The 25,989-nt window shown below is 63.1% G+C and carries 23 protein-coding genes and 1 riboswitch; of the genes, 12 read left to right on the top strand and 11 right to left on the bottom strand.

Going from position 1 to position 25,989, the window contains the following annotated elements; all coding sequences use genetic code 11:
• Positions 1–216: 216 nt before the first annotated feature.
• The 5 genes from JDV76_RS08015 to sucB all read right to left on the bottom strand — a co-directional run bounded on the left by JDV76_RS08015 (position 217) and on the right by sucB (position 5,556).
• Positions 217–990, bottom strand: coding sequence for a DUF4191 domain-containing protein (locus JDV76_RS08015; RefSeq protein ID WP_198736320.1), 774 nt, complete (start codon positions 988–990; stop codon positions 217–219).
• A gap of 53 nt (positions 991–1,043) precedes the next feature.
• The gene (lipA, locus tag JDV76_RS08010) at positions 1,044–2,111 is read right to left on the bottom strand and encodes a lipoyl synthase (protein WP_198736319.1); all 1,068 of its coding nucleotides are present in this window, start codon (positions 2,109–2,111) and stop codon (positions 1,044–1,046) included.
• Between the two features lie 44 nt (positions 2,112–2,155).
• Complete coding sequence (lipB, locus tag JDV76_RS08005) at positions 2,156–2,935, bottom strand: lipoyl(octanoyl) transferase LipB (RefSeq protein WP_198736318.1); 780 nt, start codon at positions 2,933–2,935, stop codon at positions 2,156–2,158.
• Between the two features lie 40 nt (positions 2,936–2,975).
• Positions 2,976–3,581, bottom strand: coding sequence for a TetR/AcrR family transcriptional regulator (locus JDV76_RS08000; RefSeq protein WP_198736317.1), 606 nt, complete (start codon positions 3,579–3,581; stop codon positions 2,976–2,978).
• Positions 3,582–3,825: 244 nt separating this feature from the next.
• Positions 3,826–5,556 carry a 2-oxoglutarate dehydrogenase, E2 component, dihydrolipoamide succinyltransferase gene (gene sucB, locus JDV76_RS07995; RefSeq protein WP_198736316.1) on the bottom strand — a complete coding sequence of 577 codons (1,731 nt, stop codon included), beginning with the start codon at positions 5,554–5,556 and terminating at the stop codon, positions 3,826–3,828.
• Positions 5,557–5,682: 126 nt separating this feature from the next.
• Here sucB and JDV76_RS07990 point away from each other — a divergent pair, with 126 nt between their 5' ends.
• Positions 5,683–6,078 (top strand): oxidoreductase, encoded by a 396-nt coding sequence (locus JDV76_RS07990; RefSeq protein WP_198736315.1) that lies wholly within the window; start codon positions 5,683–5,685, stop codon positions 6,076–6,078.
• 116 nt (positions 6,079–6,194) lie between these two features.
• On the opposite strand, the gene JDV76_RS07985 is transcribed toward JDV76_RS07990, so the two are convergent.
• Positions 6,195–7,688, bottom strand: a complete 1,494-nt coding sequence (locus JDV76_RS07985) for a leucyl aminopeptidase (protein WP_198736314.1) — start codon at positions 7,686–7,688, stop codon at positions 6,195–6,197.
• Between the two features lie 192 nt (positions 7,689–7,880).
• Between JDV76_RS07985 and JDV76_RS07980 the strand changes: the two genes are divergently transcribed.
• Positions 7,881–9,002, top strand: a complete 1,122-nt coding sequence (locus JDV76_RS07980) for a branched-chain amino acid aminotransferase (protein ID WP_198736313.1) — start codon at positions 7,881–7,883, stop codon at positions 9,000–9,002.
• A 112-nt stretch (positions 9,003–9,114) separates the two neighbouring features.
• On the opposite strand, the gene JDV76_RS07975 is transcribed toward JDV76_RS07980, so the two are convergent.
• From JDV76_RS07975 to JDV76_RS07960, 4 genes are all read right to left on the bottom strand, one after another.
• On the bottom strand, positions 9,115–9,969 hold the full coding sequence (locus JDV76_RS07975) for an adenosylcobinamide-GDP ribazoletransferase (RefSeq protein WP_198736312.1): 855 nt from the start codon (positions 9,967–9,969) through the stop codon (positions 9,115–9,117).
• Positions 9,970–9,971: 2 nt separating this feature from the next.
• Positions 9,972–11,015, bottom strand: a complete 1,044-nt coding sequence (gene cobT / locus JDV76_RS07970) for a nicotinate-nucleotide--dimethylbenzimidazole phosphoribosyltransferase (RefSeq protein ID WP_198736311.1) — start codon at positions 11,013–11,015, stop codon at positions 9,972–9,974.
• 104 nt (positions 11,016–11,119) lie between these two features.
• Entirely contained in the window at positions 11,120–11,647 is a 528-nt protein-coding gene (locus tag JDV76_RS07965) for a bifunctional adenosylcobinamide kinase/adenosylcobinamide-phosphate guanylyltransferase (protein WP_198736310.1), read from the bottom strand.
• A 16-nt stretch (positions 11,648–11,663) separates the two neighbouring features.
• Entirely contained in the window at positions 11,664–12,398 is a 735-nt protein-coding gene (locus JDV76_RS07960) for a DUF3043 domain-containing protein (RefSeq protein WP_198736309.1), read from the bottom strand.
• A 237-nt stretch (positions 12,399–12,635) separates the two neighbouring features.
• Between JDV76_RS07960 and JDV76_RS07955 the strand changes: the two genes are divergently transcribed.
• Both JDV76_RS07955 and JDV76_RS07950 read left to right on the top strand, forming a co-directional pair.
• Entirely contained in the window at positions 12,636–12,980 is a 345-nt protein-coding gene (locus JDV76_RS07955) for a HesB/IscA family protein (protein ID WP_198736308.1), read from the top strand.
• A gap of 206 nt (positions 12,981–13,186) precedes the next feature.
• Positions 13,187–13,735: a hypothetical protein gene (locus JDV76_RS07950; RefSeq protein WP_198736307.1), complete on the top strand. Its 549-nt coding sequence runs from the start codon at positions 13,187–13,189 to the stop codon at positions 13,733–13,735.
• A 31-nt stretch (positions 13,736–13,766) separates the two neighbouring features.
• Here the strand turns inward: JDV76_RS07950 and asnB are convergent, their stop codons facing one another.
• Positions 13,767–15,689 (bottom strand): asparagine synthase (glutamine-hydrolyzing), encoded by a 1,923-nt coding sequence (asnB, locus tag JDV76_RS07945; RefSeq protein ID WP_198736306.1) that lies wholly within the window; start codon positions 15,687–15,689, stop codon positions 13,767–13,769.
• A 522-nt stretch (positions 15,690–16,211) separates the two neighbouring features.
• Between asnB and ctaC the strand changes: the two genes are divergently transcribed.
• The 8 genes from ctaC (at position 16,212) to JDV76_RS07905 (ending at position 25,986) form a co-directional block, all read left to right on the top strand.
• Positions 16,212–17,348: an aa3-type cytochrome oxidase subunit II gene (gene ctaC / locus JDV76_RS07940; protein WP_198736305.1), complete on the top strand. Its 1,137-nt coding sequence runs from the start codon at positions 16,212–16,214 to the stop codon at positions 17,346–17,348.
• A 16-nt stretch (positions 17,349–17,364) separates the two neighbouring features.
• Positions 17,365–17,796: an aa3-type cytochrome oxidase subunit IV gene (gene ctaF, locus JDV76_RS07935; RefSeq protein WP_198736304.1), complete on the top strand. Its 432-nt coding sequence runs from the start codon at positions 17,365–17,367 to the stop codon at positions 17,794–17,796.
• Between the two features lie 764 nt (positions 17,797–18,560).
• Positions 18,561–19,175: an aa3-type cytochrome oxidase subunit III gene (gene ctaE, locus JDV76_RS07930; protein WP_198736303.1), complete on the top strand. Its 615-nt coding sequence runs from the start codon at positions 18,561–18,563 to the stop codon at positions 19,173–19,175.
• Positions 19,176–19,267: 92 nt separating this feature from the next.
• Positions 19,268–20,158, top strand: a complete 891-nt coding sequence (gene qcrC / locus JDV76_RS07925; protein ID WP_198736302.1) for a cytochrome bc1 complex diheme cytochrome c subunit — start codon at positions 19,268–19,270, stop codon at positions 20,156–20,158.
• Complete coding sequence (gene qcrA / locus JDV76_RS07920) at positions 20,155–21,360, top strand: cytochrome bc1 complex Rieske iron-sulfur subunit (protein ID WP_198736301.1); 1,206 nt, start codon at positions 20,155–20,157, stop codon at positions 21,358–21,360. Before qcrC ends, qcrA begins: the two co-directional genes overlap by 4 nt.
• Positions 21,357–22,988: a cytochrome bc1 complex cytochrome b subunit gene (qcrB, locus tag JDV76_RS07915; protein ID WP_198736300.1), complete on the top strand. Its 1,632-nt coding sequence runs from the start codon at positions 21,357–21,359 to the stop codon at positions 22,986–22,988. The genes qcrA and qcrB overlap by 4 nt, the downstream gene beginning before the upstream one ends.
• 901 nt (positions 22,989–23,889) lie before the next feature.
• A riboswitch (cyclic di-AMP (ydaO/yuaA leader) is annotated at positions 23,890–24,058 on the top strand.
• A gap of 15 nt (positions 24,059–24,073) precedes the next feature.
• Positions 24,074–24,694, top strand: coding sequence for a C40 family peptidase (locus tag JDV76_RS07910; RefSeq protein ID WP_198736299.1), 621 nt, complete (start codon positions 24,074–24,076; stop codon positions 24,692–24,694).
• A gap of 227 nt (positions 24,695–24,921) precedes the next feature.
• The gene (locus tag JDV76_RS07905; protein WP_248140785.1) at positions 24,922–25,986 is read left to right on the top strand and encodes a C40 family peptidase; all 1,065 of its coding nucleotides are present in this window, start codon (positions 24,922–24,924) and stop codon (positions 25,984–25,986) included.
• Positions 25,987–25,989: the final 3 nt, after the last annotated feature.

Genomic DNA, 25,989 nt, shown 5'->3' with positions numbered 1-25,989 from the left:
GAGATTCCCAGAAAAAATGGGCCCCCTGGGGTTGTGCCCGAGGGGGACCGTTCGGGCACAGTCAGACAAAGACGATGGGATTCTTGTGGGACGTGTCTCCCGAAAGAGGGCGGTTCTTCCGGAGTATCGATGTCCTGTCGGCGACACCAGGTGCCTGGGATATGGGAGCCCCCTTCCCGGATGGAGAGACAGGAAGGGGGCAGGCACACGGAAGAACTATTTTTTCTTGCGATCGGCTGCTCGACGGGCACGACGGTTGAGACCGGACATGGTGCCCCCCTTGGGGACTGGGCCTTTCGGGAGCCCGGGATTGCCTTGCTGGGTGTCCATCGCCTCCAGGCGGGCGTAGAGCGAGTGGACCTCGTTCTTCTTGATGTTCCTCGGGAGGCGGACCATTGCTCGCTGAAGTTTCGCCACCGGAACCTCGCCCTCGCCCTCGCCGACGTAGATCTCGTAGACCGGGTACTGGCTGGCTATGCGTTGGAGGCGGCGGCGTTGCTGCGCCATCAGCGGCTTCAGTCGACGTTTCTCGCCTTCGCCGACCAGGACGATGCCGCAGACACCGACGACGCGGTGTACGGCGTCCATCTGCGTTGTCGCGGCGACGGCGTTGTGTGTCTTCCACACCATCCCGACGCCGCTGCGCAGATTCTCCAACGCCCAGCCCGCTGCCCCGGGCTGACCTTCAGCACGACTGAATACCGACTTCTGCAGCCGGTTAGTGAAGATCCACAGGGCGGCAAGGACACCGAAGATGAGACCGATGGGCAGCATGAACCACTGTCCACCCCACAGTAGTCCGATGAGGAATCCGACGAGACCGAGCCCGATGATGGCGAGCAGTACGAGAGGCAGGAACATCTTGTCCTGCTTCCGCAGCATGGTGAATGCCTGCCACAGCTGGGCACGCGTTTCCTTGCGTTGGGCACGCTTCGCGGCTTTCTCTTCCTTCATAGCGGCCTTGGCGGCCGCCTTCTTCTCATCTGCCATGGCCTCAACAATAGGCGATGAAGCGACGAACTCGGCCACCGGGCCCGGTCGCGTCAGCAACCGGTGCGCTGGAAGGGGGCGAAGCTCTGTACGGGAGTGTCCTGCGATGCACCGTACTTGCCGAGGAGACTGGACGCCTCCTGCGCGGTGGAGCCCTCCGTCGTCTCCTTGAGGTGCGCCAGGTTCTCCGGGAGCTCCTCACCGCGGGCCTCGATGGTCTGGGCGTAGAGCCGTCCCGCCCGGTAGGAGGACCGGACGAGGGGGCCGGACATGACGCCGCTGAAGCCCATTTCCTTGGCGGCTTCAGCATGCTCGAGGAACTCCTCCGGCTTCACCCAGCGTGCGATCGGGTGGTACATCGGGCCGGGGCGGAGGTACTGGGTGATGGTCAGGATATCGCAGCCAGCGTCGTGCAGGTCGTGCATGGCCTGCGTGATTTCCTCGTAGGTTTCACCCATTCCGAGAATCAGGTTCGATTTGGTGACGAGGCCGAAGTCGCGGGCCTGCCGGATGACTTCCAGGGAACGGTCGTAGCGGAACGCGGGACGGATTCGCTTGAAGATTCGAGGCACCGTCTCCACGTTGTGTGCGAACACCTCGGGCCGTGCTTCGAAGACCTCCTGGAGCAGATCCGGCTTACCGGAGAAGTCCGGGGTCAGGTTCTCGACGCCGGTGTTGGGGTTCAGCTCGTGGATCTTTCGCACGACCTCCGCGTACAGCCACGCGCCCTCATCGGGGAGGTCATCACGGGTGACACCGGTGATGGTCGCATAGTTGAGCTTCATCTCCCGGATGGACTCGGCCACACGGCGGGGCTCATCCTTGTCCAGGGGATCGGGCTTGCCGGACGAGATCTGGCAGAAGTCACATCTGCGGGAGCACTGGGAACCACCGATCAGGAAGGTGGCTTCGCGGGACTCCCAGCACTCATGCAGGTTCGGGCAACCGGCCTCCTGGCACACGGTATGCAGGGAGGCTCCGGCGACCCGTTTCTTCATATCCTTGAACTCGGGACCGGTCTTGGCGGTCGTACGGATCCACCTAGGTTTGGTCTCGATCGGAGTCTGTGCATTGCGGGCTTCGACCCTGAGCAGCTTGCGTCCTTCTGGTGCGACAGTCACGGCCCCCACCCTACCCGGGGGAGGTTGCACGGCGAAAAGTCCCGTCAGCGCTCCGTCGATCCGGATGTCGCATTCGGGCTACGTACCGGTGCGCACGGGTCCGGAGCGGTACCCAGGGTGTGATCTGCGACGGTGAGCCGACCGGAGAGAGCATCGTCCAGGGCGGTCGCGAGTGGGGTGATCATCTCCTCCGGCGTCACTGTCCGCCCGAGTTCCGCGGTAAGCGTTGTGACGCCCGCGTCAGATATTCCGCAGGGGACTATGTGCTCGTAGAAAGAGAGAGCATTGCAGCAGTTGAGGGCGAGGCCATGCATTGTCACCCCTCTCGTCACGCGAATCCCCAGCGCAGCCACCTTCCTGTCCAGCAGATCTCCGTCAGCTGGGAGCCAGACACCCGAGCGCCCCTCAATCCGCCCGGCCTCCGGCAACCCGGCCTGGCGGATGACCTGGATCAACGCTTCCTCAATGCGTCTGACGTAGTCGACGACGTCGATGGGTTCAACCAGTTTGATGATCGGGTAGCAGACAAGCTGTCCGGGGCCGTGCCACGTGATCCGGCCGCCGCGATCGACGTCCACGCAGGGCACTCCGTTCGTCGGGCGGTCCGATGGTTGGGTCCGCTTGCCCGCCGTGTAAGTCGAGGGGTGGGTCAGCATTAGCAGCTGATCCGGAACCTCTCCGGAGGCACGGGCAGCCGCGATCTCGGCCTGCTCGTGCCACATCTTCAGGTAGTCGACTTCACCGAGTTCTCTGGTCAGGAGCGGAACACCGCAATCGCGGATCGGGGAATCGGCTGGAGTGAACGGGGGACGCGGGGCAGTCATAGTGAACTCAACACTACAACTGCGTCCGCGACCGATTGAATTAGGCGGGGCGAGGTGTTCCGACAGGGCACTGTCGGCTGCAGTACGGCTCGAAGGTGGTTACCAGGGTCGCCCAAACGGCATCCGCGAAGGACGTGCTCGGATAGCGGTGGTCCGTTTCCATGCTGGCGATCCCGTGCGCGGATGACCAGAGGGTGACTGCGATCAACTCGTTGTCTGCAATGGAGGTGACCGGGGTTCCTGCCCATTCCTGCATGTCTGTGAGTAACTGTCGCCAGGGATTGGACCTGAGCGTTATACAGTGCGTCCTTCCGGTGGTGACCAGTCGGTAGAGTTCGGGCTGTTCCGTAGCCACCCGCCGAAAGGCGGCCATCAGATCTGCCAGATGGAAGAATCCGTTCTCGTCGCGCGTCGCCCAGAGCACGTTGCCGATAATCTCGACCGCGTCAATGGTGAGCATCGCCCGCAGCTCGTCCTTGTTGGACGTGTGCTTGTAAAGCGACGGGGCCTTGATACCGATTCGCTCCGCGAGACCCCGCATGGTCAGCGAATCCCATCCTTCGGATTCCGTCATCTCACGGGCGGTCGCTATGATCTGCTCGGCTCGTGCGGTGCGCGAGGGGAGCGTGGGGGCGGGGATATTCACGGGCCTCAATGTATCACTGTTGACGTAGCGGGGATGCAAAATCGAAGCCTTGTCCGATAGATCTGGCTAGGTATCTCCAAATATGGCGGTAAAGGTCAAATGGGCATGTTTTTCAGGGGTATATCGCCATGCCTCAGAAGGGATCGGCGGCGCCAGTCAAAGCCAGCGTGAAAATGTCCTTCAACCACACTGCCCCCGGCCCAGGTGTGGGCAGGAGGCAGTGTGGCTGACGTGAATCGGAGCGCTAGAGCTCCAGATCCTCCACGAAGTCGGCCTTCTCGAGGCGGTCGCGAACAGTCGTCATGAACCGCCCGGCGTCAGCACCGTCGATGACCTGGTGGTCGTATGTCATCGGGAGGAACACCATCTGACGGACAGCGATGGCGTCGACACCGTCGTCGGTGACCACAACCGGGCGCTTCACGATGGCGCCCGTTCCAACCATCGCAGCCTGCGGCGGGACGAGGATCGGGGTGTCGGTGAGAGCACCTTCGGAACCGATGTTCGTGATGGTGAATGTTCCCCCAGTCAGATCGCTCGGCTTGAGCTTGTTGTCACGGGCACGCTGAGCGATATCCGCGATGGCCTTGGAGATTTCTGCGATCGACATGTCCTGCGCCTTGTGGATGACCGGTGAGAGCAGCCCACGCGGGGTATCCACGGCGATGCCGAGGTTGACGTCCTCGTGGTACGTCATTTCCTTGGTCTTGGCGTTGTAGCTCGCGTTGACGTTCGGGTGGGATACGAGGGCCTCGATCATCGCCTTCGCGAAGAACGGGAGGTATGTCAGATTGACACCGTGCTTCTCCTGGAAAGCGACCTTGTTGGCCTTGCGCAGTTCCGCCACCTTGGTCATGTCGACCTCGTGGACCTGTGTCAGCTGAGCTGCCGAGTGCAGCGACTCGAGGGTCTTCTTCGCGGTAATCTCGCGGATCCGGTTGACGCGCTGGGTGGTGCCGCGCAGCTTCGCCTTCTCCGGATCAACCGACTTCGTCGAGACCCGGGAAACCTTCTCGGGAGCAGCGGTAGCTGACTGTTCCCCACCGCTCGCGGCAGCGAGCACGTCCTGCTTGCGGATTCGTCCACCGACACCAGTGCCCGCGATCGAGTTGAGGTCAACTCCGTGCTTGTCCGCGAGCTTGCGGACAAGTGGCGTCACATACGGCACGGAACCGTTGTCGGAGGTCTTCTTCTCCGGGGTCTTCTCCTGCTTGGACTCGGGCTTCTTCTCCGGCGCGGTCATCTTCTCTGTAGCCTTCTCCTGTTTCGGTTCGACCTTCTCCTGTTTGGGTTCAGGCTTCTTCTCTGGGTCAGGCTTCTTCTCTGGGTCAGGCTTCTTTTCCTGCTTCGGTTCCGACTTCTCGGCGGGCTTCGCAGATTCGTCGCCGATTCGGACGATGACCGCGCCGACGTCGACGGTGTCGTCTTCCTCGGCGAGGATTTCCAAGATGGTTCCTGCGACGGGGGAGGGAACCTCGGTGTCGACCTTGTCGGTGGAGACCTCGAGGAGTGCCTCGTCGACCTCGACGGTATCGCCGACGGACTTCAGCCAGCGAGTGATGGTGCCTTCGGTGACGGATTCGCCGAGTTCGGGCATCTCCACATCGGTGGCCTGACCGGAACCGCTCTTCTCTGCGGGGGAAGCAGAGGTGTCCTTCTCCGCGTCGTCCCGGGACTCAGCGGCGTCATCTGCGGCCTCATCGGAGGAATCGGAGTCGGACTCATCCGCAGCCTCAGCGGAATCGCCGATCTCGGCGATCACAGCACCGACGTCGACCGTGTCATCCTCCTCCGCGAGGATCTTGGTCAGGACACCGGAGGTCGGGGACGGGATCTCGGTGTCGACCTTGTCTGTGGAGACCTCCAGCAACGGCTCATCGGTTTCGACCGTGTCACCGACTTCTTTGAGCCAGCGGGTGATTGTGCCCTCGGTGACAGATTCACCAAGTTCGGGCATCTCTACAGAGAACGCCATTGTGTCAGACTCCTCAAAAACGTCGTGTCGGGTAAAGCTCTTAGTAACTTGAGAGTACCGGTTCAACCCGTCAGGTGTGGCTTTCGGGCCACAGAGAATCGGATTTTCCCCCTACAATCGTTGATTGTGTTCAACATATTCGGTCGCAGCAAGTCAAAACCGGGGCTGAAGCCTCCGAGGGCCCCCGGGGACACAATCCGGGACGCTGATCTCACCGACCTGGTGACGTGGGTCGAGGGCAGGACCCTCATCGAGGGGTTCGTCGAACCCGAGACCGTGATCAACGAGATGTCGATGGTTCTCGTGGACGGCGACGGTGATTTCATCCGCCGGAGTATCGGCGGCCCCAAGGGCATTGACGTGGTTGCGAAGCGGCTCGGTATACCGGTCTATGACGTGGAGGAAACTGGTTATCCCCAGCGTATGCGTGAGCGCATAGAACGCGAGCGGTTGCTACGGAAACGGCGCGAACAGCAGGAACGCCGAGCCAGGTTCGAACGGGGAGAGAATCCGCACGCCTGATCCCGGCGGTCCCTCCAGTGATCGCTCCACAACCATTCAGGGGCCCGACCACCTACCGTGGTCGGGCCCCTGAATGGTTGTGTCCCCCTGTGCCCCGGGGCAGTATCCTTTTCGGCCTATTCGCCCGCGATTCCGGTGAGCGCCTCGACGATCGTCCGGACCGGAACACCCGTCGCCCGCTTCGGGGTGCAGCCCCAGATTCCGTCGGTGTTGAAGGCGGGACCAGCCACATCGATGTGCGCCCATTCCACACCCTCGGTGACGAAGGTACTGAGGTAGTGACCGGCCCCGAGCATTCCACCGTTCCGGGAGGGATTAATGTTCCGGAGATCGGCCACGGTGGATTTCATTCCTTCGGCTACATCCTCCGGGATCGGCATCGCCCAGGCATCCTCGCCGACCGCGCGGCCGTGCGCGGCCATCCGGTCGCGGAATTCCGGGGAGCCCATGACACCGGCGGTGCGGGCTCCGAGGGCCACCAGCTGTGCACCGGTGAGCGTGGCTGTCTCGATGAGGTAGTCCGGATCGTCCTCGCAGGCCCGGGCGATCGCATCTGCGAGGATGAGACGGCCCTCCGCGTCGGTGTTGAGGATCTCGGAGGTCGTGCCACCGTAGTGGGTGATCACGTCACCAGGGCGGTAGGACTCGCCACCGGGCATGTTCTCTGCCAGCGGGACGGTCGCCGTGACGTTCACCCGCAGATTCAGACGGGCGGCGGCGATGACGGCGGCGATGACCGCTGCTGACCCACCCATGTCGGAGATCATGTGGTCCATGTTCGAGGACGGCTTGATCGAGATCCCACCGGTGTCGAAGGTGATTCCCTTGCCCACCAGCGCGACGGACTTGGAAGCCTTGCGGGGGGACCAGGTGAGGCGCAGCAGACGCGGTTTGCGACTGGAGCCTTGGCCCACAGCCATGATGCCGCCGTAGCCGTCCTTCAGGAGGCGCTTGTCATCGAGGATCTCAACTTTGACGCCGTGTTCTTTGGCCTCCTTTGCGGCGATCTCTGCATAGGACTCCGGGTAGAGGTGGGAGGACGGGGTATTGACGAGATCGCGGGCGAGCACGACGGCTTCTGCGGTGATCTGTGCGGCGACGAACTCCTTCTTGTCGCCACCGACGAACACGACCTCGCCGACGGTTCGCTTACGCTCGGGGACCTCGTCAGTCTTCAGTCCCCGGTAGTCGTAGGCGCCGAGGGTGATTCCCTCGACCGCCGCACGCAGGCCGAAGGCACCGATGGTCGTCGCGACGCGGCGGAAACCCCTGAGGCTGCGGGCGGCGACACCCGCGGCCCGGCGGAGGCGATCGGCGTCGAGATCATCTGAGTTGCCGAGACCGACGGCGACGATGGTCTCCACACCGGTAGCCTTGAGACCCGGAATCCGGGTGATCTCCTCCTTGGCACCGGTGGTGCCGACGGCTGCGAGCTGCTGCCACACGGCGATCTCGACCTCATCGTCGAACAGACCGGTTGCCGCCAGTTCCAGGCCCTCCTCGCCCTCGAACACCGCGACTAGCAGGGCGTCGGTGTCGCCGGAGATCTTCTTCGCGAGGCTCAGCGCAGGGACACTGCCCTTGGCGGGAAGCGTGAAAGTGGCAGTCACAGTGACATTCCTCCAGAGATAACTTCGTCGGACGTGAACACCCGGGAACCGGGCCGATGCGCGTGGTCCCGGTGCCTGCCGGGCTCGGGGACCAGCCTAGCCCGGCAGGCACCGGGACGCCCGGCGAGGGGATCCCCGGAACGGGGCGGAACCCCGGAAAAACCCGGATATCGGAGGTGTAACCTGATTCTCATGAGCTCCCTGACATTTGACGTGATCCCGACCGATAATCCGACCAGTGCCGAACGACGTGCCGAGATCCTCGCGGATCCCGGATTCGGACGCTACTTCACCGACCACATGGTCACCATCGAGTGGACCGAGGACGAAGGCTGGCACGACGCACGGGTCCGGCCCTACGGCCCCCTGAGCCTCGACCCCTCGACCTCGGTGCTGCACTACGGTCAGGCGATTTTCGAGGGACTCAAGGCCTACCGCCACGCAGACGGCTCGATCCGTACCTTCCGGCCCGACGCGAACGGTGAACGCTTGCAGCAGTCCGCCGCCCGGATGGCCATGCCGGAGCTCCCCGTCGATGTGTTCATCGAGTCTATCCGCCAGCTGGTCGACATCGACCGCGATTGGGTTCCCGCGGCTGGAAGCGAGGAGGCCCTCTATCTCCGACCGTTCATGATCTCGACCGAGAGTACCCTCGGTGTGCACCCCTCGAATAGCTACACCTATGCGGTCATCGCATCGCCCGCCGGTGCTTATTTCAGCGGCGGCGTCAGCCCGGTTTCCGTCTGGTTGTGCGAGGACTTCGTCCGCGCCTGCCCCGGTGGCACTGGCGCGGCGAAGTTTGCAGGCAACTACGCCGCCTCACTGAAAGCCCAGGCGCAGGCCGCTGAGAAGGGCTGCGACCAGGTGGTGTGGCTCGACGCCATCGAGCACTCCTACGTGGAGGAGATGGGTGGCATGAACCTCTTCTTCGTCTACGGTGACGGTGGCGCCGAGACTACGCCCGGTGAGGTGACCGTCGCGACCCCGGCGCTCTCCGGTTCGCTGCTCCCCGGTGTCACACGTCGGTCCCTGCTGCAGGTCGCCGAGGACCAGGGGTACCGGACCGAGGAGTTCCGCATCTCCACCGATCAGTGGCGCAGCGAGGCGGCCTCCGGCAAGCTCCGGGAGGTCTTCGCCTGTGGTACCGCCGCCGTGATCACCCCTGTTGGACACGTGAAGAGCAGGGAGGGTGACTTCGACATCGCCGACGGCGGCTCAGGTGACGTCACGATGAAGCTCCGTGAGATCCTCACCGGTATCCAGCGAGGTGAGGTCGAGGACACCCACGGCTGGATGCACACCCTCATCGACTAGGAGTTCCACGCGGCTGGCCCCGAGAGGACGGTGTGTACACTGATCCCTCCTCGCGGGACACCGTGTATGACCGTCCCGGTTCTGGTGCGGGTTCCGTTTCAACGATGGTCGGTCACGGTTGCACTGCGGCCCTGACGACGACGAGCGCCGTCAGGGCACACACCGCGGTGGACGTCTCGATCAACGCCCCCATGCAGTCACCGTTCAGCCCGCCGAGCCGGTGGTTGAGGTGACGGGCGAGCACCAACGTGAAACCGATGCCGCAGACCCCCGCGACCGCCACCCCGCCCGTGACCGCCCAGGCGTTCACGCCGGGAAGCGCCACCGCTGCGAGAACACCGGCGGTGGTTGTGAGCGCCAGCCACCAGAGCCCGATCCACCGGAGCGGGACCGTGCCGATGATCATCGCGCCGAAACCACCCGTGGAGAACGGTCGGAACAGGCGGCTGCACCCGATCATCGCCGACATCCTGGACAGCGCAGGTATCACCCCGATGAGCAGAATCCCGGTGCTCGCCGACGGCAGGGCGAGCAGATCAGATAACGCCGCCACCTGTACCCCCAGGGTAAGCAGGACGGCACCCATCCCGAGTGCACCCGTGTAGCGGTCCGCGATGATCTCCCGGGCCCTCTCCGGGGAGGCATAGGACCCCAAGGCGTCGCCAACATCCGCGAGGCCGTCGATGTGCATCATCCGGGTCAACAGCTCCCAGGAGACGACGCAGAGGACAGCCGTCAGTAGCGGGGCGAAACCCACCAGCGTTGCACCGGTACTGATCGCCGCAGCCGCGAGGCCCAGGACAAGGCCCGGAACGGGGATCGCCGCCATGGCCCGCCGGCCCGTGGTGCGGTCGAAAACGGTCGCCCCGGCGAAGGGGAGGACCGTCAGCCAGCTCAGCGCCGTGGACAATCCCTCGCGGAGCGCCGGGCCGTGTTCTCCAGCCGTCTCGACCGCTTTACCGGACAAGATCAGTGCGCCCCGGAGACACCGGCGGACTCGAACGTCGTCATGTCCCTCATGACGTCGACTGCGACCCGGACCAACGGCAGCGCCGCGGCGGCTCCCGATCCCTCACCGAGCCGCATGCCGAGTTCGACGATCGGTCGTTTCCCCAGGTGTGCCAGCGCGATGCTGTGCGCGGGCTCGACACTGCGATGGCCGGCCATCCACCATGCGGCGGCACCGGGTGCGAGACGTTCGGCCCACAGCGCAGCGGCCGTCACGACGACACCGTCGAGGATCACCGGTGTGCGGCGTACGGCGGCCTGTGCGAGGAACGCGGCCATCGCCGTCATGTCGGGGGAGGACACTGCGCGGAGAACCGCCACCGGGTCGTGCTTGAGATCCCGGGCCCGGAACATCGCATCCCGGACGACGGCGGTCTTGCGTTTCCAGCCCTCGTCATCGATGCCGCTGCCGCGTCCGACGACGACGACGGGTTCTGTTCCGGTGGCAAGACCGATGAGTACCGCTGACGGAGTGGTGTTGCCGATCCCGAGGTCGCCCGCTATGAGCAGGTCCGCCCCGGAATCAACCTCCCGGTCGGCGATCCTCTTGCCCAACTCGATGGCCCGGAGGGTCTCATCCGCGGTCATCGCGTCCTCGATGTTGATCGCCCCGCAGCCTCTACGGACCCGGTCCGGGCCCTCGGCGTCATGATCAAGGGAGACGTCGGCGACCTGGACCCGGGCGCCTGCCGCGCGCGCCAGAACGTTGATCCCCGCGCCTCCCACTTCATCGATGTTGTGGGCCATCTGCAGGGAGACCTCCGCGGGAAACGCGGAGACCCCGTGCGCCGCGACACCGTGATCGCCGGCGAAGACCACCACCGATGGATCGGTGATTCTGTTCGGCGGACAGCAGCCCTGGCACGCGGACAGCCATGCGCCGATCTCCTCGAGACGACCGAGGGAACCGGGGGGTTTCGTGAGAGTCAGCTGATGATCGATCGCGGCCCGGTGCACGTCGGCATCGGGAGGCGTCACTGGCGGGAATAAGTCGGTTTCAGTCATGGGGGCCGTCTCCTTATCGGTGGCGTGGTCCCGGGTCGGACCCGGGCCGGGAGTATGGCGGTGGTCCGGAGCCACCCGGTCGTGTCTGTGATCGCTGGGTGCGGCTATCCCAAGACTAGCGGGAGTCCGGCGACGACCAGGACGGTTCTGTCACAGACCTGGGCGAGATCCGCGTTGAGTCTTCCGATCTCGTCGCGGAACAGACGGGCCGAACGGTGTTCCGGGATGACCCCCATCCCCACCTCCGGCGAAACGAGGACGAGATCGGTGCCCGCGGGGAGTCGGGTCACCGCGGATACCAGGGCTCTGCACCGTGGGGCGACGGTACCCCGGGGCCGGTCCCAGGCCTCCGCGGAGTCGATCGTGTGTGTCAACCACGTGCCGAGGTCATCGACGATGATCCAGCCCGGCGGGGGATCCGCGAGAACCTCGACCGCGTCCACGTCATCGATGGTGTTCCAGTGCTCGGGGCGGCGGACCGTGTGTTCCCGGATACGTTCCGAGAAGTCGTTGTCGCCGGGCCACGGTCGGGCGGTCGCTATGTAGGATACTCTGGTCGCATCCGCGGGTACCAGCCCCTCTGCATGGGATGATTTGCCGGAGCGGGCCCCACCGAGAATGAGTGTTCGCACGGGGACGGTGCCGGTTCTAGATGTCGTCGCCGACGTTGACGCGGGGTTTCGGGGTCCGCAGCTTCCGCGGCTGCGTCGACCGGGAATACGCGTAGAACCCGAGCGAGAACCCGGGGGCGGTGCTGCCCGGGAACCGCTCCCTGGTGGCCCGGTTCACCCGACGGCCGATGAGTACGCCCTCGATGAAGAACATCAGGATCACGGCCATCGCGATCAGGGTCAGGACATTGGCGACCACGGGATAGTACTGGGAGGTGAACATCACCACCAGGAGAACGAGTGCCACCGGCATGAAAAGGGAGTTGAAGAATCGACGGCTGTCGACCCAGTCTCGGGCGAAACGACGCTCGGCCCCCTTGTCCCGGTCCTGAAGGTAGCGCTCGTCGCCGGCGTCGATGTGCTTCTGTGCTTCGTGTCTCCGTGCGGCGCGTTCTTCGCGCTCGCGCTTCTTGTACGCCTTGTATTCCTCTTTGGTCATTGACGCCTTCAGCGCCTTCTTCCGTTCCCTCATCTGGCGGAGAGTCTGCGGGGTGTCCGCGGGCTCCCTGATGATCCCCTTCTCGCGTTCGACCTCCCTGCGCTTGGGAGTCGGCCGCCCCTTGGGAGGCGTGTACCCCTTCGGGAAGGAAGCGTCCCGGGAATCGGACGAAGATGCGTCGTGCCCGTCTGCGGAACCGGCCCCGGTGGGACCGGACTGAGTCGTGTCGGCGGCGGCGTCGGTGCTCGAGGATTTCTGCCAGGGTAGTTTCACGGACTCAAGGGTACAGGGGCCCCTGCCGACCGGGAATACCGGGATACGCCCGCGCGTTGCAGTCGATGTCCCCGGAAACCGGAATCCGTGAGGGCGGTGCCGATAGCGAAAAATCCCGGTCGTGTGATGTGGACGGCACCCGCCGGGTGCACCACTCCCCGACGCAGTAGTACGGTGGTGCACACGAGTTCTACGTCACCCGTCACAGGGTGCCACTTATCAAGGAGAGACACCGATATGACCGCACCCGAGACAAGCACCGGTGTGATCCTCACTGACGCTGCGGCAGCCAAGGCCAAGGCACTGCTCGATCAGGAGGGTCGCGACGACCTGTCCCTGCGCATCGCCGTGCAGCCAGGTGGCTGCGCCGGACTGCGCTACCAGCTCTACTTCGATGACCGCGACCTCGACGGAGACAAAGTCGACGTCATCGGTGGGGTCCGTCTCGTCGTCGACAAGATGAGTGTCCCGTACCTCAACGGTGCACGGATCGACTTCGCCGACACCATCGAGTCCCAGGGATTCACCATCGACAATCCGAATGCGTCCGGTTCCTGTGCCTGCGGGGACTCCTTCAACTGAGACCGAAGGTCGCCCCGGTGCGTCAGCGCCGCGGCATCTTACGGAGGAACGGCCGTTGAACCGGCGGGGTTCAGCGGCCGTCTCATCTGTGTTGGCAGGTTGCTGCGGGGGTGGATTTCCCGGGTGGTCCGCTAGGCTCTGCAGGCGTGCAGGCCACTGGTGAACCGCACGTACGGGTCGCCTCTCCCGGGAAGGATTCCACCGCCATGACCGCACTGGATCGTCTGCTCGAGTTGGTCAGCCGGAAGATGACGGCTCTCCGGAAGCGGCTCGATGGACTCGAAGAACAGAAGCGGATCGATGCTCTCGCGGTTGCGGGCCTGTCCGCGGACGGGGTCACCCCGACCGCTCCCCGGCGGCGGCCACACTTGGCCCGGGTCGAGGGGGTCCTCGCTCTCGTGGTGGTGATCGTCCCGGTGGTGTTCCCCCGGGAGGAAATTATCATGCTGACACTCTGGCTCGCCGGAACGCTGCTGTGCGCCCTGTTCTGGAACCTCATCCTCGGTCTCTGGCGGTTTTTCGCGTCCGTGCACCTGCCGACGGTGCGCAGTGCGTGGTACGAGAATACCGTGGGAGCACTGTTCACCGTGCTGCTTCTCGGCTATGCCGCGGGCCGGCGCGCCGACGCCACGGAGATGTCGGCGGTGATGACCGTCGCCATGGTCCCCGCGGGTCTCACGGTGACCGCGACGATCAGTCTCCTGCTCCGCAGGTTCGTGCCATACACCCCCCGGACCAGCTGGTGGCTGTACTAGCACGGTACCGGTGGGGTGGTGCCCCGTGGCGTCAGATCTCCACGGGGTAATCCCTTTGCTCGATGTCCGGACGGATCCGGTCCTCGACGAAGATACCGTGCCAGATCATGAACGCCAGGACGGTCCACAGACGGCGCGAGTGGTCGGAGACTCCCGCGCGGTGTTCCGCGAGCATCTCCCGGACGGCCGGAATGCTGAAGATGTGCTCCGTGCCCGAGGCATTGATCGTGTCCAGCGCCCAGTCGTGGAGTTCATCCCCGGCGAGCCAGTGCCGCATCGGGACAGGGAAGCCGAGCTTCCTGCGGTGCAGGACGTGCGGGGGAACGATCTGCTCGAGTGCTCGCCGGAGGGCGTACTTCGTGGTCCCCTCCGCGATCTTCAGGTCGTGGGGGATCGTTTCGGCGACGGCGAACACCTCCCGGTCGAGGAACGGGACACGCAGCTCCAGGGAATTCGCCATCGTGATCTTGTCCGCCTTCACGAGGATGTCGCCGCGCATCCATGTGAACAGGTCGAGGTGCTGCATTCTGGCGACGGGATCCATGTGTGCGGATTCAGCGTAGATCGGGGCGGTGACGTCGGTGTGGTCCCATTCCCGGCGAGCGTCGGGAAGCACCCTCTGCAGTTGCTGCCAGTTGAACGACCGGGCGTTGCCGTAGTACCGCTGTTCCATGGGTGTGGTTCCACGCTCGAGGAGTGACTTGCCCTTCATACCGTCGGGGAGTGCACGCGAGAACAGTGCCAGTGCCTTCTTCAGAGGATCGGGGACCTTGTCGAAGGGCGCCAGGGACAGTGGTTCCTTGTAGATGGTGTAGCCGCCGAACAGTTCGTCCGCGCCTTCGCCCGAGAGCACGACCTTGACGTGCTTGCGGGCTTCGGCCGCCACGAAGTAGAGGGGAACCAGGGATGGGTCCGCCACTGGGTCATCGAGGTACCACATGATCTTGGGTACCGCTTCGACGTATTCTTCGGGTGATACGACCTTCACTATGTGTTCCGCGCCGATCGCCGCAGCGGACTCAGCGGCCACGTCAACCTCGGAGTATCCGTCGCGCTCGAACCCGGTGGTGAAGGTCAGGAGGTCTGGGTTGTGGCGCTTGGCCAGCGCAGCGATGGCGGTGGAGTCGATTCCTCCGGACAAGAAGGAGCCGACGGTGACGTCCGCCCGCATGTGCTTTGCGACGGAGTCCTCCAACGCCGCGGCGATGCGGTCGAACAGGTCCTGTTCGCGGCTCTTGGTGACGGGACGTGCCGGGAACCGGGGGCGGAAGTACCGGCTCTCGGTGACGTCGCCGCCGGGAACGACCGTGGCGGTGCAACCGGATTCGAGGCGCCTGATCCCCGCATGGAGGGTTTCTGGCTCGGGGACGTACTGCAGATCGACGTAGTGCTCGATGGCGCGGTCATCCAAGGCCGGGTCGAATCCGATGGCTGGGCCCAGCTCGAGGATGCACTTCTTCTCGCTGGCGAACACGGTGCCGTGGTCGGTCGTCGCGTAGAACAGCGGTTTGATGCCGAAGGGATCGCGGGCGAGGAAGAGTTTGCGCTCTTTCGTGTCCCAGATGGCGATGGCGAACATTCCCCGGAGGTGGTTCACCACGTCAGCTCCCCAGTGGTGGAAGCCGACCAGGATCGGCTCGCCGTCGCCGGAGGTGGTGAATGGATAGCCTGCGTCCTCGAGTTCCTGACGTAGCTCGAGATAGTTGTAGATCTCGCCGTTGAACGTCATTGTGTAGCGGTCGGGTTCGCCCTCAGGGCCCCAGGAGATGGGTTGATGGGAGTGCGCGATGTCGATGATGGAGAGGCGGTTGAACCCGAAAACGGCGGAATCATCGTGCCAGGTGCCGTCCTCGTCCGGGCCGCGGTGCCGCATACAGGGCAGGGCCCGCTCGACAGCTGTCACGTAGGATTCGGCGTTTCCGCCGGACGTGAGCATTCCTAATAGACCGCACATTGCCGGGTGTCCTTCTTCCTGTCGGGGCCGGGTACTTGGAGACCGTCCGGGTCAGAACCGGACTCATTGGGATCACTGTACTTGGGTCGGATGTGTGGAGTTTCGGGCAGTTCGCTCGGGACCCGAATGTGAGAGGTGGCGGCGGGTGCCGGGAAACGGCGGGAAACGACACTCGGGGGGACTCTTCGGGGGCAGCGGGGCAGGTCCGACGGCGGGGGTAGCGAAATCCCGAAACTCCAATGCTTGATGCGACACGGCGGGGGATAGGTCGACCCATTCGCCCATTTGAGGGTAGCCACAAGGTTGAGACGGTGTGAGTTGCCTAACAGGAAAAGGGGTTTGCGTTGGGTCTGCGCATGGCGCATGCAGTAAAATCCTCACTGTTCTATCAGGCGTGCGATGATCACGCTGCTGCAGCGAAGACAAACGGCGTGGATTCCGGCGCCGGATGCGATAGTCTGCGAAGTTAGGAAGGGCGTTAACGTCCTTACATTTCTAGTGTGGACAGGAAGGCAGACACACGTGGAACAGCCAAACAAGCATGGTTTCAGACGCAAGGCGATGCTCGCAGGCACCATCGGTGCGGGCAGTCTTGCACTGACCGGCTGTGATGTCGCGGCACCGGGCGGCACTATCGGACATCTCCTGCGTTTCGGATGGCCGGAAGGCATCACCCCCGAAGCGACGGCCATGGGGAACTTCTGGGTCTGGATCTGGGTCGCTGCCTGGATCATCGGCGCCGTGATGTGGGGCCTCATGCTCTACTCGCTCTTCGTGTTCACCGCGAAGCGCGCTGAGAAGCAGGGTAAGGGCGAATTTCCGAAACAGGTCGGTTACAACGTTCCCGTTGAACTCGTGCTGACGGTGATGCCGGTCCTGATCGTGCTGACTATCTTCTTCTTCACCGTTCAGACGCAGGACAAGGTCACTGCGCTGGATAAGGATCCGAAGGTGACCGTCGACGTCACCGCGTTCCAGTGGAACTGGAAGTTCGGTTACGGAGAGGTCGCTCCGGAGCTTTCCCCGACGGGGACCCTGTATGACGGCACCGATCAGGTCCGCCAGGCTGCCGCCGAGCAGCACGAGGGTTTCGAGACCACCCGTGGTGCCGAGGGTGAGGCCCACCACGCGGGGGAAGCAGGCCCGATCCACGGCAAGTCAGCGTCCGATCTGAGCTACCTGCACTTCAACAAGATCGAGACCATCGGCACCACGGAGGAGGTTCCGGTTCTGGTCCTTCCGTCGCAGACCGCGATCGAGTTCGATCTCGCGTCCGCAGACGTGGTCCACTCCTTCTGGATCCCCGAGTTCCTGTTCAAGCGTGATGCTTTCCCGCACCCGGAGGCGAATCTCTCCGAGCGTCGATTCCAGGTCGCGAAGATCGAGGAAGAGGGAGCATTCGTCGGACGGTGCGCTGAGATGTGTGGCACGTACCACGCGATGATGAACCTTGAGATTCGTGTTGTCTCGCCCGAGCGTTTCACTGAGTACCTGCGTTACCGGATGGACAATCCGGACGCCCCGAACTCGGAGGCTCTCAAGGCGATCGGTGAGGCTCCCTATGCGACTAGCACCAGCCCGTTCCTTCCCGGGCGTACGGACACTCGCTCCGTCAGCCCCGGAAGCAACACCGTCGACCTCAACAAGACCGCACTCTAAAGGGAGCTGACGAACAATGAGGAATGCCTCCAAGATCTTCTACGGGATCACCGTCTTCATGGCGGTCATGGCCGTGATCTACATCGTGACCACCATGTATCTGAATGATTCCGGGAACATCCAGGGACTTGAGTGGGCCGGTGCCACCGGTCTCGCTCTCGCCGCGGGCCTGGCACTCATGCTCGGCGCATACTTCCACTTCACCGAGCGGCGGATGGACATTCTCCCGCAGGACTGGGAGGAGGCCGAGGTCGAGGACGGCTCCGGTATGCTCGGATTCTTCAGTCCCTCGTCCATCTGGCCCTTCGCGATGACCTGTGCAATCGCTGTTCTCGGCTACGGCATCGTGTTCATGGCTTACTGGCTGATCGCGATCGGCGCCGTTCTGCTGATCCTCTTCGCTACCCTGCTCAACCTGCAGTACGGTATTCCGCGTGAGAAGCACTGACCGACACCGGAGTCCGTAGGATTTTCCGGTCCCACCTCCAGCCTTCCGGAGGACAAGTGGTGCCCCATCCCCTCAGTGGTGATGGGGCACCACTTTTTGTCACGGTGTCGGTGAGCGTGTGGATTTGGGACCTCCTTGAGATGGCTTCCTGAGAAAGCGGGAAGATGTGTCTAGGACCGTTCTCCGGAAGGCCCGATCGATCCAGCTGTTGTGATGGTGTTGTGTTGTGTCGTATCCCGCTCTGAATGCTGTTGTCCGTTATCGCGCATCCGTCGACGGCCGAGTGCAGGTTTGGGGGCTCTCTGCCGGGGGGATCCATAATGGGCGTCAGCTGAAACAACTTGAACCGGAGTGCTGCGATCCTTGAGGGTGCCCGCGGGTCGGAGGAACCGGGTTTCTGCCCTCGACATCCTGAAAAAGCCTGGTTATCGGGGGTCAAACTAAAGTTGTAAGAGGCCCTGTTTGGGCGCTTCTAAAATGTGAGATAGGGCACAACTGATTCGGGTGACGGGTCATCGTTTGGGGGGCGGGGGTGTTTGAAAATGGCGGAGCCCGTCACCCTGTGGGGGAGGGGGCAAGGGGGTGCGGCTCCACTACCTGCGAGAATCCCGCGTCGGATAGAGGTACGGGAAAGTTCCACAGGGTCGGAAAATTTTCTGAAATTTTAAGTCGAGACCGCAGGCACCTGCACATTTTGATCATTGGGTAAAAGCGGTGGGGGGCGTGAAGTGACTTAAACCTGAAAACCGACCATACTGGTTGACGTGACGAGCGCAGTAGGAAACCCAGGAATGGCAGCAACGCAACGTGTTGCGGCACTGAACCGACCCAACATGGTCAGTGTCGGCACCATTGTGTTCCTGTCGCAGGAATTGATGTTCTTCGCTGGCCTGTTCGCGATGTACTTCGTATCGCGCGCGAACGGTCAGGGGGAGAGCTGGGACCACTGGACCAGCTTTCTCAACGTCCCATACGCGTTGGTGTTCACCACTATTCTGGTGGCCTCTTCGTTCACCGCACAGTGGGGCGTCTTCGCCGCTGAAAGGGGTGACGTATTCAGTCTTCGCATCTGGTACACAATCTCGACGCTCATGGGTCTGACCTTCCTTGGCGGGCAGATGTACGAGTACACACACGCGGTACATGAGGGCATGACGATCCAGAGCAGTGTCTACGGTTCGGTCTTCTACATCACGACCGGATTCCACGCGGCACACGTTCTCGCTGGTGTTCTCGCCTTCGTCGTGGTTCTCATTCGGGTGAGCAAGTCGAAGTTCACGCCTGCCCAGGCCACCGCTGCGATGGTTGTGTCGTACTACTGGCACTTCGTTGACGTCGTCTGGATCGCGCTGTTCATCACCATTTACTTCATTAAGTAGGCCGTAGCTGCCGATGCGACAACGGACTCACCCCCAGGTATCCGCGCACAGGCCTACAGCCCTTCACTTTCCGAGCACACGTAATAAGGAAAATGATGGAAACCAACCCACAGACCACCGGGAACGCTGCTTCGGCAGCGGGCTCGGCCAAGAAGGTCAAGAACCGCCGCAAGGTTCGGCGCACCGTAGCCGGTGCAGTCGCGCTGACCGTCGGTCTGACCGGTACCGGCCTCCTGGCCGGCGCTCTGACGCCTGACGTCCAGACCGCCACCGCGGCCAAGGATGAACAGTCCCTGATCCAGGAGGGTAAGGACCTCTACGACACCGCCTGCATCACCTGCCATGGTGCGAATCTCCAGGGCGTCAAGGGCCGCGGTCCGTCCCTGATCGGTGTCGGTGAAGGCGCCGTCTACTTCCAGGTCCACAGTGGCCGGATGCCGATGATGTCGAACAACGCTCAGGCGGAGCGGAAGACCGCCCGGTACAACGAGGAACAGACCCTCGCTCTCGCGGCGTACGTCAACGCGAACGGTGGCGGCCCCGGGATCGTGAAGAACGAGGACGGATCCGTCGCCCTCGAGAGCCTCCGTGGTGCCAACTACAACGGGAACATCGATCCCGCAGACGTCGCCCGGGGGTCGGAGCTCTTCCGCCTGAACTGCGCCTCGTGCCACAACTTCACCGGTAAGGGCGGCGCCCTCTCCTCGGGCAAGTTCGCCCCGCCGCTGGCGCCCGCCAACGAGCAGGAGATCTACCAGGCCATGCTCACAGGCCCCCAGAACATGCCGAAGTTCTCCGACCGGCAGCTCTCTCCGGACGAGAAGAAGGACATCATCGCCTTCCTGAAGTCCGTCAAGGAAACCCCCGACCAGGGTGGTTACGGTCTCGGTGGTGTCGGACCGGTCGCTGAAGGTCTCCTGATGTGGCTGTTTGGCATCGTGGTTCTCGTTGCCGCCGCACTGTGGATTGGATCGCGCTCATGAGCAACACTGATAAGAAGTACACGACCCAGGAACTCAACGCGATGACCAACGAGGAGCTCGCCCGTCTGGGGACCGAGCTCGACGACGTCACGGTCGCGTACCGCAAGGAGCGTTTCCCGCTGGACAACGATCCAGCGGAGAAGCGTGCAGTCCGCACCGTCGGCTTCTGGTTTGGCCTCGGCGGCATCATGGCTCTGGCCTGCATCGTCATCTACATCGCATGGCCCTGGGAATACAAGTACCTGGGCCAGGATGGGCTGTGGGCGTACTCGCTTTACACCCCCCTCGTGGGACTCACCCTCGGACTCTCCGTTCTGTCCTTGGGCGTCGGGGCGGTTGAATTCGTCAAACGCTTCATCCCGGAGGAGGTCGCGGTCCAGCGACGTCACGACGGCCCCTCCGACGAGGTCGACCGGAAGACGATCGTCGCCCTGTTGAACGACTCCTGGGAGACCTCGACACTCGGTCGCCGTAAGGTGCTCATGGGCATCATGGGCGGCAGCGCGGTCCTGGCAGGTATCGCGATGTTCGTCCCGCTCGGAGGGATGATCAAGAATCCCTGGAAGAAGGGGCCCCTCGGAATCCAGGGTGACGGAACCCTCTGGACCTCCGGTTGGACGCTGTTCGACCACGGCGAGAAGCTCTACCTCGGGCGCGACACCGGCGCCATCGCTGAAGAGCACCACGGCCATATGTCCACCCAGGGCGTTACCCGTCTCGTGCGCATGCGCCCCGAAGACATGCAGGCCGGCGGAATGGAGACGGTCTACCCGCTCCCCGTCGACTTCGTGAACGACGGCGACTCCTACGACCCGAAGCTCGACGTGTACGAGGAACAGATGCACTCGATCCACGGACCGCGGAACCCTGTCATGCTCATCCGTCTCCGTAGCGCGGATGCGGCCCGTGCCGTTCAGCGTGCGGGTCAAGAGGCCTTCCACTACGGTGACTACTACGCGTACTCCAAGATCTGTACCCACATCGGTTGTCCCACTTCGCTGTACGAACAGCAGACCAACCGCATTCTCTGTCCGTGCCACCAGTCGCAGTTCGACGCTTTGCAGTACGGTAAGCCGGTGTTCGGCCCCGCCGCCCGCGCGCTGCCTCAGCTGCCGATCACCGTCGATGATGAGGGATACCTCGTCGCGGCTGGTAACTTCATCGAGCCGGTTGGTCCGGCCTTCTGGGAGCGTCGCTCATGAGTAACAAGAAACTGGCCCAAGCAGCCGACAACCTTGATTCGAGGTTGACCATCTCGGGTGTCATGCGCACCCAGATCAACAAGGTCTTCCCGACCCACTGGTCCTTCCTCCTCGGAGAGATCGCGTTGTACAGCTTCGTGATCCTGCTGATGTCGGGTATCTACCTCACCCTCTTCTTCGATCCGTCGATCACGAAGGTCATTTACGACGGCACTTACGCGCCGTTGCGGGGCATGGAGATGTCCCGCGCCTACGAGACCGCGCTGAACATCTCCTTCGAGGTACGTGGCGGTTTGTTCATCCGGCAGCTGCACCACTGGGCGGCACTGATGTTCGCCGTCTCCATCATGGTCCACATGATGCGTATCTTCTTCACCGGTGCATTCCGTCGTCCGCGTGAAGCCAACTGGATCATCGGCTGTATCCTTCTCCTCCTCTCCGTGGCCGAGGGCTTCTTCGGTTACTCCCTCCCTGACGACCTCCTCTCCGGTGTCGGTCTCCGGATCATGTCCGCCATCGTCATCTCGCTGCCGATCGTCGGCACCTGGATGCACTGGCTGATCTTCGGCGGCGATTTCCCGTCCGATCTCATGCTAGACCGCTTCTACATCGCCCACGTGCTGCTGATCCCCGGTATCCTCCTGGCCCTGATCGCCGCCCACCTGGCTCTGGTCTGGTTCCAGAAGCACACCCAGTTCCCCGGACCGGGTCGCGCCGAGAACAACGTCGTCGGTGTCCGGATTCTCCCAGTATTCGCCGTCAAGTCCGTTGCCTTCGGTCTCATCACCTTCGGGCTCCTGGCACTGCTCGCCGGCGTCACCCAGATCAACGCCATCTGGAACCTCGGCCCGTACAACCCCTCGCAGGTCTCCGCCGGTTCGCAGCCCGACATCTACATGCTGTGGACGGACGGCGCCGCCCGTGTCATGCCGGCATGGGAGCTCTACTTCGGTAACCACACGATCCCCGCCGTTTTCTGGGTGGCGGTCATGCTCGGTATCCTCGTGGCGCTGCTCTTCACGTACCCGTTCATCGAGAAGAAGATCACCGGGGACGATGCGCACCACAACCTCCTGCAGCGGCCCCGCGACGTGCCGGTCCGTACCTCCATCGGCGTCATGGCTATGGTGTTCTACTTCCTGCTGACATTGTCCGGCGGTAACGACCTCTTCGCGCTGCACTTTAATATCTCGCTGAACGCGATGACCTGGATCGGCCGCATCGGTCTCGTCGTTCTGCCACCGCTGGCCTACTTCTTGACGTACCGGCTGTGCATCGGGTTGCAGCGCTCCGACCGTGAGGTCCTGGAGCACGGCATCGAGACCGGCGTGATCAACCAGATGCCGAACGGTGCATTTGTGGAGGTTCATCAGCCCCTGGGTCCGGTTGATGAGCACGGTCACCCGATCCCGCTCGAGTACGCCGGTGCGAAGGTGCCGAAGCAGATGAACGAGCTCGGTTACGGTGGACAACCCGGCCGCGGTGGATTCTTCAAGGCTGATCCGGAAGAGCTCGCCGCTAAGGCGCGCGAGATCGAGGAAGCCAATCACCACGAAGAGACCGAGATGTTCCGACGTCTCCAAGAATCGGTTCGTGCGGAAGACAGAGCCCGCGGTTTCGACAACTAGCGGGAATCGCTGACAGCTGACTGTCGGTACCCCGGTCTCCTGGACATCTAAATGCCCAGGAGACCGGGGTCTTCTGCATTCCCTGTGCAGTGGCGGACGGTGTCATGCTGTGGGGGAAGTGGATCCGGGGCGCGATACTCCACGGTGGGTGGCCCAGCGATATCTTGGGGATCCCAGGGGCAGGGATGCGCCGATCGGGGATACCGGAACGCCGCCCGTCCCGTCTGGACCCGGTACCGCCTGCCACGGTTTACCGAAGCACGTTTCCTGGCACACATATATATAGGTGTCGGGGTCGTGAGCAAAGGGGTGTCTTCGCAGCCACTATGCCTCTCGGACGTGTGTACGCCTTTCGTGCGTGGTTGCCTGCCCAGGTACGGATTCGACGTTGCACGTCCCTTGACCCTATCTGATGATCACGGTCCTCGTGGATGCGCGGGAGTTGGGTAGCCCGGGCGTGCTCGGCTGCCTGTGGTGGATGATGAGAAGGCGCCGGGGAATCTACGTCCGATCACGCCCGGTTCGGCCGGATTGCCCCATGCAGACCTAAGTGTGATGAGGAACACATTAGTTTATTCGGGTCCCGTCTTCAGGTCGTGACTCGAAGGTCCGTTGGTCGGCCGCTTTCCAGAATTCTTCATCAAAAGCACTGTTCAGAGACATTTTGTGCACTATCTCCGGAGGGTACTGATGGTGCGGATGATGACTATGTGGATCGATGCAGCTCGGATGAAGAAATGATAACGGACCGATAACAGCCCTGAATTCGACTTTCGAGTGGACATGTTGTTGTCCGTTTCGTAATCTGATCGAGACATTGCGGCAGGCAACGGGGATGGCCCCGGAAGCACCGCCAATGAAAACCGAAATACGCACCTTTTCGCACCGTCGGTCGACGACAGAACCTCTGTCCGAGTCGACATCGCGAGCCGGGGACCCGACACCAAAGCTCTTCTGGGGCGAGTCCCGCACAAGAACGGCCGCCGCTGCATCTGACGGCCGTGGAGTGGGGTAGGAGCCTTCCGCTTCCAAGCCCGACAGCTAACCCGGCAGGTAAAAACACTGGAAGATTTGGAGATTCATTCGTGGGTAAGCACAGCCGCCGTAGTAACAAGACGGTCCAACGCACAGCAATCGCGTCCGTCGTCACTTTTGGCGCCACCGCCGCACTGGCAGGTCCGGCGCAGGCCGCTCAGGTTCATGTTCCTAACACTGACCTCTCTTTTGAGGTCGCTGGGCTCGAGAACGTTCCGAACATCGCCTCAGTGCCCGGTATCTCCGAGTGGGTTCCCTCACTCGCGGGCCAGGCAGCCCAGGCCAACTATTCCGCTATCGCAGCCGCCCCGATCGCCCAGCCAGCCGCTGACGGTCAGCGCGTCGTCGACGCGGCACGGTCCAAGATCGGGTCCCCGTACGTCTGGGGCGCGACCGGCCCGAACGCCTTCGACTGCTCCGGTCTGACCTCCTGGGCCTACGCACAGGTCGGGAAGCATATTCCCCGTACCTCCTACGCACAGGCCGCCGGTGGAACCCCGGTTTCGTTCAACAACCTCCAGGCTGGCGACATCATCGCCTTCTACTCGGGAGCCTCCCACGTGGGCATCTACTCGGGTCACGGCACCGTCATCCACGCCATCCAGTCGGGTACACCGTTGTCCGAGACCTCCATGGACTACATGCCCTTCCATTCTGCGGTCCGTTACTGACGTCGCACAGATTCCACTGAAACCGCCATCCGGGAAGTATCCCGGGTGGCGGTCCGTGTCTCTCAGGTTTGAATCATCAGAAATATCCGTCACAACCTCCGGTTTCGCCGGAAGAACCGACGGCTGCCCCGTTTCCCCAATCTCGTCCCTCGTTCTATAGTCGAGGTGGCGCAGTGATCCGCCAGGACCTGTATCCCCCATCCGTCCTCTCCGAAGGTGAGTTATCCGTGCAGCTTTCCACTTTCCGTTATCATCAGCTGGTTCTCGCTGGCGTAGCTGCTGTAGGCATCTCCCTCTCACTGGTCCCACCGGTGATGGCCGACCCCGCGGGCCTCCCCGTGGAAGCTCCGGCGACCGAGGACCTGGGGTCCCTCATCGACGAACTGGACCGGATCTCGCACGAGGCTGAGGAACGCACCGAACAGGTCAAAGACCTCGAAGAGCAGATTGCCGCTCGGGAACGGGAACTCGACGAGCTCAACAAACGCGCGGTGGAGGCGCGGGAAAGGTCCGAGGCGGCCGACCGCGCGGTCGCTGACGCACGGGTTGAGGTGAACCGGATCGCACAGTCCCGCTACCGGGGCGTGACAGTCGATCCGTTGACGATGCTCATTGACGCGACCGGCCCGCAGGAAGCGATCGACCGGTCCGCGTACATGAATGCGTTATCGCGCCAGTACTCCGATTCGCTCAGTGAGCTCGAGCGCGCCCGTGCTGAGGCCGGCGCGGCCCGGGGAGCCGTCGCGCGGGCGCGCGCGCAGGCCGAGTTTCAGGCCGGTGATCTCCGGGTGCGCCGGGAGAAGTTGGAACGGGAGCGGACGGACCTGGAGGAACGCACCACCGTTATCCGTGACCGCGTCGAGAATATGTCCGCGGCCGAGAAGCTCGCATGGATCAACAAGAACGGCCCCGTCGATCACTCGCTGGACGGCATCATGGGGCTGAATCCGTCCGGCATGTCGGCGCTCGAACAGGCGATGACCAAAATTGGTTCCCCCTATGTCTGGGGCGCCACAGGCCCCGATGCCTTCGACTGTTCGGGTCTGGTTGTCTGGGCGTACGCCCAGCAGGGCAAGCGTCTCCCTAGGACCTCTCAGGCACAGATGGCGGGGGGCGTCCCGGTGAGCCGTGATCAACTGCAGCCGGGTGACGTCATCGGCTATTACCCGGGGGCGACGCACGTCGGTATCTACGCCGGTGATGGCATGGTCGTCCACGCCTCGGACTACGGGATCCCGGTCCAGGTCGTCCCGATGGACTCAATGCCCTTCGTCGGCGCGCGCCGCTACTGACCG

Origin of the sequence: Corynebacterium marambiense (genome assembly GCF_016342275.1) — a bacterium.
Lineage (GTDB): Bacteria > Actinomycetota > Actinomycetes > Mycobacteriales > Mycobacteriaceae > Corynebacterium > Corynebacterium marambiense.
Note: the sequence above shows the minus strand (reverse complement) of the source record. Positions and strands in the feature narration are given on the sequence as shown.

Excerpts from the sequence above, each read along its gene's own strand:
- lipB (WP_198736318.1), bottom strand. The coding sequence starts at position 2,935 with ATGACTGCCCCGCGTCCCCCGTTCACTCCAGCCGATTCCCCGATCCGC.
- JDV76_RS07950 (WP_198736307.1), top strand. The coding sequence starts at position 13,187 with ATGACCGCACTGGATCGTCTGCTCGAGTTGGTCAGCCGGAAGATGACG.
- JDV76_RS07955 (WP_198736308.1), top strand. The coding sequence starts at position 12,636 with ATGACCGCACCCGAGACAAGCACCGGTGTGATCCTCACTGACGCTGCG.
- JDV76_RS07980 (WP_198736313.1), top strand. The coding sequence starts at position 7,881 with ATGAGCTCCCTGACATTTGACGTGATCCCGACCGATAATCCGACCAGT.
- qcrB (WP_198736300.1), top strand. The coding sequence starts at position 21,357 with ATGAGTAACAAGAAACTGGCCCAAGCAGCCGACAACCTTGATTCGAGG.
- sucB (WP_198736316.1), bottom strand. The coding sequence starts at position 5,556 with ATGGCGTTCTCTGTAGAGATGCCCGAACTTGGTGAATCTGTCACCGAG.
- ctaF (WP_198736304.1), top strand. The coding sequence starts at position 17,365 with ATGAGGAATGCCTCCAAGATCTTCTACGGGATCACCGTCTTCATGGCG.
- cobT (WP_198736311.1), bottom strand. The coding sequence starts at position 11,015 with ATGACTGAAACCGACTTATTCCCGCCAGTGACGCCTCCCGATGCCGAC.
- asnB (WP_198736306.1), bottom strand. The coding sequence starts at position 15,689 with ATGTGCGGTCTATTAGGAATGCTCACGTCCGGCGGAAACGCCGAATCC.
- qcrA (WP_198736301.1), top strand. The coding sequence starts at position 20,155 with ATGAGCAACACTGATAAGAAGTACACGACCCAGGAACTCAACGCGATG.
- qcrC (WP_198736302.1), top strand. The coding sequence starts at position 19,268 with ATGATGGAAACCAACCCACAGACCACCGGGAACGCTGCTTCGGCAGCG.
- JDV76_RS08015 (WP_198736320.1), bottom strand. The coding sequence starts at position 990 with ATGGCAGATGAGAAGAAGGCGGCCGCCAAGGCCGCTATGAAGGAAGAG.